The sequence below is a fragment of the Psittacicella melopsittaci genome (assembly GCF_003585925.1).
GTDB classification, from domain to species: domain Bacteria; phylum Pseudomonadota; class Gammaproteobacteria; order Enterobacterales; family Psittacicellaceae; genus Psittacicella; species Psittacicella melopsittaci.
The window spans coordinates 1-13,601 of the sequence record NZ_NRJH01000027.1; the positions used below are offsets into that span (position 1 = coordinate 1).

General features: G+C 34.2%; 4 protein-coding genes. All 4 read left to right on the forward strand.

The window, feature by feature from the left end; genetic code table 11:
- The first annotated feature begins 395 nt into the window (after positions 1-395).
- On the forward strand, positions 396-3,455 hold the full coding sequence (locus CJP74_RS03435) for a BspA family leucine-rich repeat surface protein (protein ID WP_119496867.1): 3,060 nt from the start codon (positions 396-398) through the stop codon (positions 3,453-3,455).
- A 388-nt stretch (positions 3,456-3,843) separates the two neighbouring features.
- Positions 3,844-5,010, forward strand: coding sequence for a BspA family leucine-rich repeat surface protein (locus tag CJP74_RS03440; RefSeq protein WP_119496868.1), 1,167 nt, complete (start codon positions 3,844-3,846; stop codon positions 5,008-5,010).
- A 480-nt stretch (positions 5,011-5,490) separates the two neighbouring features.
- On the forward strand, positions 5,491-12,324 hold the full coding sequence (locus CJP74_RS03445; RefSeq protein WP_119496869.1) for a BspA family leucine-rich repeat surface protein: 6,834 nt from the start codon (positions 5,491-5,493) through the stop codon (positions 12,322-12,324).
- Between the two features lie 573 nt (positions 12,325-12,897).
- On the forward strand, positions 12,898-13,601 hold a 704-nt coding region (locus CJP74_RS03450; protein WP_119496870.1), incomplete at its 3' end, for a BspA family leucine-rich repeat surface protein.

A 13,601-nucleotide genomic window follows, 5' to 3' on the forward strand; every position in this document is an offset into this window, starting at 1 on the left:
ATGAGCCCATAAAAAATGACACCATAGAAATGGTACTGATAGAAAATACCACCATTAACCATGTTACCAATTATCTAAAAATCTCGAGCTTCTCCCTCTTCTCAAACTCAACGCTAAATCCCCTTCCCATCCCGTATCTCCAACTTACAAAAACCTTCAACTTTTACGACATTTAGTAAATCAAATAAATCCCCTTCTCTATTGTTATAATTAAAGATATAGATAAAATTTTTAGCTAACTCAAGCCAAGAGCTAGGATTAAGTAAAATAACAATTTTTATAGATGAATATTACTAATAGTTAGTTACTTTTCTCTCTTAACTTAAATATCTCTTACCTCTATTAGCAATAAGAGGTAAACTTCTCAACTTAAATTTATTCCCTGTAGCACCACTATGAAAGATTTATTTTCTCGTCTGCAAGATATTGCCACCGATGTAGTCAATAAGGTGCAAAAAATGGCAAATACGGTTGCTCATAACTTTACCGATATCAGCTATCAACAACTGCCACCAGAATTACAACCCCAAAGACTACACCCACGTCAAGTACGCATAACTTTTACCAGTCTTAGCAAATTAAAAAGATTTCTTGATGTCTATATTGCTAAGTTCAATACTCCTCAAGGACAAGCTTTAGACTTGAGCTTTATTGACATGTCGCAAATTACTAGCATAGATTTGCTTTTTGCTAAAAAAGAACTGATCGTTAAAAAAGAAAACCCGCAAGGAATAGTTTTCTACGACTATAATGCCCGCCAAGCTCAGCCTTTAAACATAGATTTTAATACTCTTGACCTCAGTAACGTAAAATCCATGCAAGGTACTTTTATGGGGGTAGAGATCATTAATGACATTAGCAACCTCAAGGTTGATAATGTAGAAAACATGAGCTACCTTTTTAGTAAGGCGGTATTCAAAAACCCTAAAATCGACCTGAGCAAGTGGAATGTATCTCGAGTAAAAAACATGTCTTTTATGTTCCGCGGTGCTCGCCTTAATGCCCAACAAAACCTTCAGCAGTGGAATGTTGCTCAGGTTACGAACATGCAAGGAATGTTCTACCAGGCTTCTAACCTTGCAGGCTTAAAAATTGACAATTGGCAAGTTGGTAAGGTTACTAATATGAGTGCCATGTTCCTTGGAGCTACAGATTTTAATGGAAATCTCAGCCAGTGGAATGTCTCACAAGTAACTAACATGCAACACATGTTCAGAAGTGCAACTCTGTTTAACTGTGACCTAGATAAATGGGACGTAAGTAGAGTAACTAACATGAGTGCCATGTTCTGTGCTGCTAAAAGTTTTAATGGGGATATAAGCACATGGGACGTTCGCCAAGTAACTGATATGAGCGGGATGTTCTATAATGCAACCTCTTTTACTGGTGACTTAACAGCATGGAATGCAGTTCGTATTACCAATAATAAAGATATGTTCACAGGAGCTGATAATTTTAAAAGAGCTCATAAAGAACGTACCAAGTATCAAGGATCTAAGTTTACTGATATTAGCTTTGCCCAACTCCCTCCTGAACTACAAAAGCAAAGAATTAATCCACGACAAATAACTATTACTTTTACCACTACCGAAAAACTCAAAGAGTTTTTGGATGTGTATATTGCTAAGTTTAATGACAATACGGGCAAGCCTTTAGATTTAGGTTTTCTTGATATGCGTCATATAGTGAATATCAATTACCTCTTTGCGAATTTAGGCTACCGCCAACATCTTGAAAGTGGCCTGCAAACCATTGTTAAAGAAGCTAAGCTAACTAAAGTCCCATTAAATATCGACTTTGCTACTTTAGATTTAAGTAATGTCTACTATATGGATGGAGCTTTTGCAGGAACTATTATTTACTCGGATTTAAGCTCCCTTGATGTGAGTAATATTAGATCCATGAGTGCTCTTTTTTATGAGGCAGAAATTCTTAATCCTCAAACTAACTTAGGTAGATGGGATGTAAGTAAAGTTTGTTATATGAACTTTATGTTTACCCGAGTAAAATGCATGCACCAACTTAATCTCAATCATTGGAATGTCTCTAATGTCTGCCAGATGAACTTTATGTTTGCTGGATCTATTTACTTTAATGAGGATTTAAATAATTGGGATGTTTCGCATGTAAATTCTATGGCAGGTATGTTCTGGGGAGCAATACTGTTTAACGGTAATATAGGCAACTGGAATGTAAGCAAAGTTATCAGTATGGAAAATATGTTTGCCATAGCAACCAACTTTAAACAAAACCTTTCGCATTGGAATACTTGTCGGGTAACTAACTATACAAATATCTTTTCTTACGCAACCAATATGCCTACAACTTTTATGCCAAGGTTTGTTAAAGAGGTCTATGAGAACCCTCTCTACAATCTCTTACCTGCTAAATACCAAGGACGTAAGATCCAGCCTGGAGAAATTATCTGTAGGTTTACCAATCTGGCATTTTTAAAAGTTTTTCTTGATAGTTATATCAACAATTGCCATAGCCTTCAGGGGGCTCCTTTAGATTTGAGCTTTATCGATATGGCACAAATTGAAATAGCTGACTTTCTCTTTGTTGAGCAAGAAGTTATTAATAGCTTTTCTCTCAACCAAGAAGGAGTTTTTCTCAACGACCCTGTAGTACCAAAAACTCGTCCTTTAAATGTCGACTTTAATAGTTTAGATTTTAGTAATGTAAAATCTATGAATGGTACTTTTCTTGGCGTAGAGTTATATGGGGATATTAGTAAACTCAAGGTCTTTAACGTTATCCGCATGTCTAATACTTTTAGAAAGGCTATTTTCCGTAACTCTTACATAGATCTCAGCAAATGGAACGTCTATCAAGTTGGTGATCTTTCCTTTATGTTTTACTTTGCTCAGTTAAATGGATATAAAAACTTTAACACTTGGGGATTAAAAGGAGCAAATAACCTCTATGCTACTTTCTCAGGTGCTAAAAATCTTGCTGGTCTTAACATAAGCGATTGGGATGTTTCTAATGTAATGTTTATGGCAGGCATGTTTACTGATGCTACAGATTTTAATGGAGATCTTAGTCGTTGGAATACTAGCAGTCTAATCCTTGCCCAATATATGTTTGCTAATTGCACTAGCTTTAACAGTGATCTAAGCAAATGGAACGTCTCTAATGTTGTAGATATGTCAGGAATGTTTTTATGTGCCTCAAGCTTTAATCAAAATATTGGCAACTGGGATGTTTCTAATGTGATTAATATGAACCAAATGTTCAGAGGGGCATCTTCATTCAATCAAGACCTGAGGAAATGGAATGTATCTCAGGTTACAGATATGAGCCAAATGTTCTGGCATGCCTCTTCCTTTAAACCAAATATTAAGAACTGGAATGTAAAAAATGTTACCGAGTATGATAACTTTATTTTTACTTTAGATAACAATGATTTAGATAACATTCCAATAAAATTTATCGGCAGACTAAGAGCTTAGGTAAACTTTTTTCTGGTACCTCTTAAAAGTTTTTAAGGGGTACTTTTTTTTGGCAAAACTAAATGCTTAGCTTGAGATTCTCTTACTAGGTGAGCTACTTTTATTACTTAGGGGGGTTGGTTGATTGGTTGGTTGATTGGTTGATTGCTTGTTTGCTTGGTTGCTTGTTTGTTTTGCTTGGTTGCTTGATTGGTTGCTTGATTGGTTGCTTGATTGGTTGCTTGATTGGTTGTTTGGTTGTTTTGCTTACTTTTTTCCTTTCTTAACCTACTAAGTTCCTGTGCATTAAGTCTTTATTGCTATAATAACTATATAGCTAATTTCCTTCATTAAGCAGGACTTTTACTCTAAGCTTTACTTTTCACTAAAAAATAAGCTGTAGGCAATTATGAACGACCATTTTTCTTTAAGCTCTTCTTCTATTCTGCACCTTACAGATATATCTTTTTCTCAACTCCCACCAGAGTTGCAACTGCAAAAACTCAATGCCCAACAAGTTCGTCTTACTTTTACGAACTCGAGCAAACTCAAGCAATTTTTGGCTGAATACCTAAAAAAATTTAATAATCCTCAAGGTGAGGCTTTAGATCTTAGTTTTCTTGATATGAGTCATCTCAAGGATATAGACTATCTCTTTTGTAACTCTACTTATGCTCAAAACATAAAATCAGGCTATCTTGATGTTCTTGTTTCCTCTAAGCCAGCTAGCCCTTCGCTTAATCTCGATTTTGCTAGTTGGGATTTAAGTAATATTGAGTCGATGCAAGGAACCTTTGCGGGGTGTGCAATTTATAGCGATCTTGGTCAACTTAACGTCAGCCAAGTAAAATCCATGCGTGCTCTCTTTTATCGCACTAAAGCTCGCGGTAAGCAAGAGCTTGGCAACTGGGATGTTGCCCAAGTTCAAGATATGAGCTATCTCTTTGCAGCCGCCCAGTTCGAAGAATTAGGCTCTATAGCTAACTGGAAAGTGTCCCAAGTAACAAACATGAGCTATATGTTTGCCAGTATGCAAAACTTTAATCAAGATCTTAATTCTTGGAAAGTAGGGCAAGTAAGAGATATGAGCTGGATGTTTTACCAAGCTAATGCTTTTAATGGGAATATCCAGGCTTGGGAGGTATCCCAAGTTACAAGTATGAGTGGTATGTTTAATCAAGCTACAGCTTTTAATCAAGATCTCAGCAAATGGAATGTCGAAAAAGTAGAGGATATGAGTGGCATGTTCTTTGCTGCAACCTCTTTTAATCAAGATATCGGCAAGTGGAATGTAAGTAAAGTAACACAAATGAGCTCTATGTTTTATGGAGCTAGTGCCTTTAATCAGGATCTAAGCTCTTGGGATGTTAGTCAAGTCCAAGAGATGAGTTATATGTTTGCTGAGGCTAGCTCTTTTAACCAAGATATTAGCAACTGGAATATTGCTCAAGTAAAAGATATGAGACAAATGTTTGCGGGAGCTACAGCCTTTAACCAAGATCTTAGCCATTGGCCAATCAGTGAAGAACCTCAAGATTTTACTGATGAAGAATATCTCTGGGATGAAGAAGAATAAGGCTCAAGTGAAGATGTAGGGGATATCTAGTATTTCTTCTGCTCTAAGCAAGCTAAAATTATTTTTTAGCAACGAAACAAAACCAGAGTCTTGCGACTCTGGTTAACCCTTAGTAATATCAAAACTTATATAAACCTCCCTTAGCCTGCAAAATTATATTAACTTATCAAGCAAACTTAAATAGTTTGTGGAAATCTATAACCTAAAATCCTTTTAAAATCTCTCTATCCCTCTCTTATTCTCTTCACCAAATCTACCACAAACTCCTCTCCATTTTACTAATCAAGAAAATCAAATAAAACCTCTTTATTGTTATAATATTTAGGGTAAATAATAAAAAAATTTCCTGCTTTATTTACCTTTTTAACAAGTCTCAACTTACTCTTTTCTTTACCTTTTATCTTCAAGATAATTGAGTAATACCTCACCTTATTAAAATTTAAGTTTTTATAATTACCTAACCTACTGTTCACTATAACTATGAATGATTCATTTTCAGAATTTGATTTCGCTGTTGCTGTTCCTGTTGCTGTTCCTGAATTCACTGATATTACTTTTAACGAATTACCAGAAAGATTTCAAGAAGAAAGAATTAATCCAGACTCGGTCAATATTACCTTTACCACAACCCAAAGACTCAAAGAATTTCTAGATATATACATAGCTAAGTTTAATGATATAAATGGCGAGCCTTTAGATCTAAGCTTTATTAATATGGAGCAAATAGAAAATATAGATTATCTTTTTGCTTCAGAACACTATAAAGATGCATTAATAAACAACTATTGGAGTTCTTTTAGTAATTATCCGAAACGAGAACTAAATATAGATTTTAATAGCCTTGACTTTAGCAATATTAAATCTATGCAAGGTACTTTTGCTGGAGCACAAATCTACTGTCCATTAAACTTAAATGTCTCTCAAGTTCGTAATATGAGAGGAATGTTCTTTGGGGCTTCATTCAATCATCCTGATATTGATCTTAACTCTTGGGATGTTTCTAAGGTTACTGATATGAGTTGGATGTTTAAAGATGCTTCTACGTCCAACCAAAATATCGCAGACTGGAATGTTTCTAATGTTACTGATATGAGTCGCATGTTTGAAGGTGCGTCATCTTTCAACCAAAACATCGGTAACTGGGATGTTTCTAACGTTACTAATATGAGTAGTATGTTTGAAGGAGCTTCATCTTTCAACCAAAACGTTAGCAACTGGGATGTCTCAAAAGTAACTAATATGAGATATATGTTCAGAGGTGCCTCATCTTTCAACCAAAATATAGCAGAATGGGATGTTTCTGAAGTTACTGATATGGGCTTTATGTTCTACTACGCTCAGCAATTTGAAGGTGATCTAAGTGAGTGGAATATCTCTAGTAATTGTAAACAAGATAGCATGTTCACTGGAGCTACTAAATACTTTGTAGCTCTAGAGGAAAGAGAAAAGATTCTTCTGCTTGACGATATTAAATTTACAGACCTCCCAGAGGTATTACAAAAAAGTAAAATTAATCCGCAAAAAGTCACAATTACTTTTTCAACTCTAGAAAAACTCAAAGAATTTCTCGATGTATACATAGATAAGTTTAATGATATAAATGGCGAGCCTTTAGATCTAAGCTTTATTAATATGGAGCAAATAGAAAATATAGATTATCTTTTTGCTTCAGAACACTATAAAGATGCATTAAGTTGGGGATCTTTTAAGAATTATCAAAAACGAAAAATAAATATAGATTTTAATAGCATTGACTTTAGCAATGTTAAATCTATGCAAGGTACTTTTGCTGGAGCAGAAATATACTGTCCATTAAACCTAAATGTCTCTCAAGTTCGTAATATGAGTGAGATGTTCTTTGGGGCTTCATTCAATCATCCTGATATTGATCTTAACTCTTGGAATGTTTCTAAAGCTAACGATATGAGTAGGATGTTTAAAGAAGCCTCTTCATTCAACCAAAATATCGCCGACTGGAATGTTTCTAACGTTACTGATATGAGAAGTATGTTTGAAGAAGCCTATTCATTCAACCAAAACATAGGTAACTGGGACGTATCTAATGTTGCTAATATGAGTAATATGTTTGCTGGGACATTTGATTTTCCACACAAATTCAACCAAAACATCGGTAATTGGGATGTCTCTAATGTGACTGATATGAGTTGGATGTTTTGTAAGGCCTCATCTTTCAACCAAAACATCGGTAATTGGGATGTCTCTAATATGACTAATATGAGTGGGATGTTTTGTAAGGCATCATCTTTCAACCAAAATATCGGTAATTGGGATGTCTCTAATGTGACTGATATGAGTGGGATGTTTTGTAAGGCATCATCTTTCAACCAAAACATCGGTAACTGGGATGTATCTAATGTGACTTCTATGAGCAGTATGTTTAGTGGTGCCTCATCTTTCAACCAAAACATCGGTAACTGGGATGTATCTAATGTTACTAGTATGAGTATTATGTTTACTAATGCATCATCTTTCAACCAAAACATCGGTAACTGGGATGTGTCTAAGGTTACTTCTATGACCTGTATGTTTAATAATGCCTCAGCTTTCAACCAAAACATCGGTAACTGGGATGTATCTAATGTGACTTCTATGAGCAGTATGTTTAGTGGTGCCTCATCTTTCAACCAAAACATCGGTAACTGGGATGTATCGAACGTTACTCATATGCATGAAATGTTTAGAGATGCCTCATCCTTCAACCAAAACATCGGTAACTGGGATGTGTCTAACGTTACTGATATGAGCAGTATGTTTTGGAGAGCTTCTTCATTCAACCAAAACATCGGTAACTGGGATGTTTCTCAGGTTACTACAATGGCAAATATGTTTTACGAAGCAGCATCTTTCAACCAAAACATCAGCAATTGGGATGTTTCTAATGTTGAGAATATGAATAGCATGTTTAGCAATGCTACCTCATTTAATCAAGATATCAGTAACTGGAATATTGCCAAAGTTTGGAATATGCAACGCATGTTCTATAACGCTAAACAGTTTGATTGTGATTTAAGTGATTGGGAAGAATTAGATATTCGTAAAGATGAGATGTTTACCGATGCTGATAAATATCTTGCTTCCCAAAAAGAAAGAACTAGGTATCACGGCATTAAATTTACCAATCTAACCTTTAGTGAACTTCCTCTTGTAGTACAAGCAAAAAGAATTAAAGCAAAATATAACCGCATTATTTTCACTAACCCTGACAAGCTTAAACTCTTTTTAGATGCATATATCGACAAGTTTAATAATCTAAAAGGTGAACCTTTAGATCTTAGCTTCATAGATATTTCCCAAATCGAAAATATTGACTACCTCTTTGCTTCTCCAGAGTATAAAGAGGCGATTATAAAGCAAACTTGGCGAGCTACTAATTATCCAAAACGAGAACTTAATGTAAACATTAATAGCCTTGATTTTAGTAATGTAAAATCTATGCAAGGTACTTTTGCAGGGACTAGAATTCACACTCCAATTAAACATCTCAATGTCTCTCAAGTTGAAAATATGAGTTTCATGTTCCTGAGTGCTACTTTTAATCATCCAGAAAACAATCTTAGTACCTGGGATGTATCTCAGGTAAGAGATATGAGTGGTATGTTTGAAGACACAGACTCATTTAATGAAAATATCAGTAACTGGAATGTTTCTCAGGTAAGAGATATGAGTTGCATGTTTGCGGGAGCTACAGCCTTTAATCAAGATATTGGTAACTGGGATGTTTCTCGTGTAACAAACATGAAGCAAATGTTTGAAGAGGCAATTTCTTTCAACCAAAATATCGGTAACTGGAACGTTTCTCAGGTTACGAATATGGAAGAAATGTTTAAAGAAGCAAAATCATTCAACCAAGATATTGGTAAATGGGATGTTTCTAATCTAGATTCTCTTAGTCGCATGTTTGAAGGAGCGGCTTCATTTAACCATAGCCTCAATAATTGGAATGTGTCCAATATTGTCGATATGAGTCGAACCTTTGCTAGAGCTACAGCATTCAATAAAGATCTAGGTAATTGGGATGTATCTAATGTTACCAACATGAGTCGAATGTTCTATAGAGCTAAATCTTTTAACAAGAATATTAATAACTGGGATGTATCCAAAGTTACTGACATGAGCAACATGTTTAACTGTGCTACTTCTTTTAATCAAGATCTTGATCGCTGGGATGTATCTAACGTTACTAATATGAGTCGGATGTTCTATTTGACTCGATCTTTTAATAAAAATATCGCTCTCTGGGATGTGTCTAATGTTACTAACATGAGTAGCATGTTTAACTGTGCTACTTACTTTAATCAAGATATCAGTGACTGGGATGTATCTCAGGTAACTGATATGAGCAACATGTTTCACCTAGCTATTTCATTTGCGCAAGATATTAGTAATTGGGATGTAAGTAATGCAACTAATATGAGTAGAATGTTCTACAATGCTCATCAATTTGCATCTGATTTAAGTAGTTGGAATATCTCTGCAAGTTGCAATCAATTTGAAATGTTCACCCATGCTAAGAATTTCCATTTAGCTCGTAGTGAACGAGAAAGATATAAGGGGTATAACTTCACTGATATTACTTATTACGAGTTACCCGTAGATTTACAAGAAAAAGTTTTCTCCTTACGTTTTATAAAAGTAACCTTTACTACTCTTGATAAGCTTAAAAAGTTTTTAGATGTATATCTTGATAAGTTTAATGATGAACATGGTAAACCTTTAGATCTAAGTTTTATCGATATGAAACAAATCGAAAACATAGACTTCTTATTTGCTCCTGATTCATATAAAGAAATAATTTTAAATAACATAACCGAATATAATTCGTATCCTCAACTCAGACTTAATATCGACTTTAATAGTTTAAACTTAAGTAAAGTGATCTCTATGCGAGGTACTTTTGCAGGGACGATAATCCAAAACTCACTAAAAAACCTAGATGTGTCTAACGTTCGCAACATGGAAGGATTATTCTTTGGGGCTGGGGCAACTTTGGTTAATTTTAATGAAGATCTTAGTACATGGAACGTATCTAAGGTTACTAATATGAGTCGAATGTTTGAAGGTGTTACTTTTTTTAATAAAGATATAAGCAAGTGGAATGTTTTAAATGTGACGAATATGAGTAGAATGTTCCTAAATGCTTCAAGATTTGCTCCTGATCTCAGTAACTGGAATGTGAGTAAAGTTACTGATATGTCATATATGTTTTGTCAGGCGACAAGATTTAACAGTGATTTAAGTCGCTGGGATGTTTCTAATGTAACAAATATGAATAGCATGTTCCAAGAAGCTTCAAGCTTTACTCGTGATATCAGTAACTGGAATGTAAGTAAAGTTACTGATATGTCATATATGTTTAACAAAGCGACAAAATTTAGCAGTGATTTAAGCCGTTGGAATGTGTCTAATGTAACAAATATGAGAACCATGTTCCAGGAAACTTCAAACTTTACTAGTAATCTTAGTAACTGGAACGTTAGGAAAGTTACAGACATGGCATATATGTTTAACAAAGCGAGAAAATTTAACAGTGATTTAAGTCGTTGGAATGTGTCTAATGTAACAAATATGAGGACCATGTTCCAAGACGCTTCAAACTTTACTAGTGATCTAAGTAACTGGGTTGTTAACAAAGTTGCTGACATGTCATATATGTTTAACAATGCAACAAAATTTAACAGTGATTTAAGTCGCTGGGACGTTTCTAATGCTACAAAGATGGATAGAATGTTCCAAGAAGCTTCAAGCTTTACTAGTGATCTTAGTAACTGGAACGTTAGCAAAGTTACTGATATGGGTTGGATGTTTAACAAAGCGACAAAGTTTAACAGTGATTTAAGTGACTGGGATGTTTCTAATGTTACAAATATGAGCACCATGTTCCAAGAAGCTTCAAGCTTTACTAGCGATCTAAGTAACTGGAATGTTAGTCAAGTTACAGACATGGCATATATGTTTAACGGAGCAAAAAAATTTAACAGTGATTTAAGCCGTTGGAATGTGTCTAATGTAACAAATATGAGGACCATGTTCCAAGAAGCTTCAAACTTTACTAGTGATCTTAGTAACTGGAACGTTAGCAGCGTTACTGATATGGGTTGGATGTTTAACCAAGCGACAAAGTTTAACAGTGATTTAAGTCGATGGGATGTTTCTAATGTTACAAATATGAATTGCATGTTCCAAGAAGCCTCAAACTATACTAGTGATCTAAGTAACTGGGGTGTTAGCAAAGTTACTAATATGGGGGGGATGTTTAACCAAGCGAGAAAGTTTAACAGTGATTTAAGTCGATGGGATGTTTCTAATGTAACAACTATGCATGGAATGTTCCAACTAGCGGAAAACTTTACTAGTGATCTAAGTAACTGGGATGTTAGCAAAGTTACTGATATGGCTTGGATGTTTAACCAAGCTAGAAAGTTTAACAGTGATTTAAGTCGCTGGGATGTTTCTAATGTTACAAATATGTGCTCTATGTTCCAAGAAGCTGAAAATTTTTCAGGTAAGCTAAGTTTTATAGATAATTTATTGATGTTTAATATAAAAAAAGGTAGTAATCTAAGCAACTGGAACGTAAGTAAAGTTACAGATATGTCATTTATGTTCAACAAAGCGACAAATTTTAACAGTGATTTAAGTAGCTGGGACGTTTCTAATGTTACAAATATGAATTGCATGTTCCAAGAAGCCTCAAACTTTACTAGTGATCTAAGTAAATGGGATGTTAGAAAAGTTACTGATATGGGTTGGATGTTTAACAAAGCGACAAATTTTAACAGTGATTTAAGTAGCTGGGACGTTTCTAATGTTACAAATATGAATTGCATGTTCCAAGAAGCCTCAAACTTTACTAGTGATCTAAGTAATTGGGATGTTAGAAAAGTTACTGATATGGGTTGGATGTTTAACCAAGCAACAAATTTTAACAGTGATTTAAGTCGCTGGGACGTTTCTAATGTTACAAATATGAATTGCATGTTCCAATTAGCGGAAAACTTTACTAGTGATCTAAGTAACTGGGATGTTAGAAAAGTTACTGATATGGCGTGGATGTTTAACAAAGCGACAAATTTTAACAGTGATTTAAGTCGCTGGAATGTATCTAATGTAACAAATATGAAGGCTATGTTCCAATTAGCAATAAACTTTAATAGCGATCTGAGTAAATGGAACGTTTCACGTGTTAGTGACATGAGCTACATGTTTTTTGGTGCTTCGAGTTTTAATGGAAATATAAGTTCATGGAGAACTTCAATTCTTGTAAATAAAGAAAACATGTTCAAAGACAACTGATAACCTCCATAAAAAGGTTAGAGGAAGAACTAGATAATAAGCCTTAGATTTTTCTAGGGCTTTTATTAATCTATAAAGTAATAAAGAAAACGTACAGATCCTTTTACACTTATCAGCTCTAACTTGTAGCTAAACACAAAAATAACCAGAGTCTTGTGACTCTGGTTAACCTTTAGTAATATCCTATATTAACTTCGCTTAGCCAGCAAACTTAAATTGTTTGTGAGAATTAACCAAGCTACATTTCTTTTGAAAAAGAGAAAAAACCTCTTTTTTTCTTCCTAAAATCTATATTCTAAAATCCTTTTAAACTCTCTCTATACCCCTCTTATTCTCCTCACCAAATCTCTCACAAACCTCTATCCATTTTACTACTCAAGAGAATCAAATAAAACCTCTTTATTGTTATAATATTTAAGGTAAATAAGAAAAATTTTACTGCTTTATTTACCTTTTTAACTATTCTCAACTTACTCTTTTCTTTACCTTTTATCTTCAAGATAATTGAGTAATACTCTCACCTTATTAATATTCAACTTTTTATAATCACTTAATCTACTGTTCACTATACCTATGAATGATTTATTTGATGACTTTTCTTTTAATTCTGATGATTTTGATAATTATTTTGCCTTGACTGGTGCTGTAACTACTACTGATGAACATTTAAGGAGTAGCATAGATCAATTCACTGACATTACTTTTATCGAATTACCAAAAAAATTACTAGAAAAAAGAATTAATCCAAATTCGGTCAATATTACCTTTACAACAACACAAACACTAAAAGAATTTCTAGATGTATACATAGATAAGTTTAATGATATAAATGGCGAGCCTTTAGATCTAAGCTTTATTAATATGGAGCAAATAGAAAACATAGATTATCTTTTTGCTTCAGAACACTATAAAGATGCATTAATAAACAACTATTGGGGCTCTTTTAGTAATTATCCGAAACGAGAACTAAATATAGATTTAAATAGCCTTGACTTTAGCAATATTAAATCTATGCAAGGTACTTTTGCTGGAGCACAAATCTACTGTCCTTTAAACCTAAATGTATCTCAAGTTCGTAATATGAGAGGAATGTTCTTTGGGGCTTCATTTAATCACCCTGATATTGATCTTAACTCTTGGGATGTTTCTAAGGTTACTGATATGAGTTGGATGTTTAAAGATGCTTCTACGTTCAACCAAAATATCGCCGACTGGAATGTTTCTAATGTTACTGACATGAGTAGTATGTTTGAAGGAGCGTCATCTTTCAACCAAAA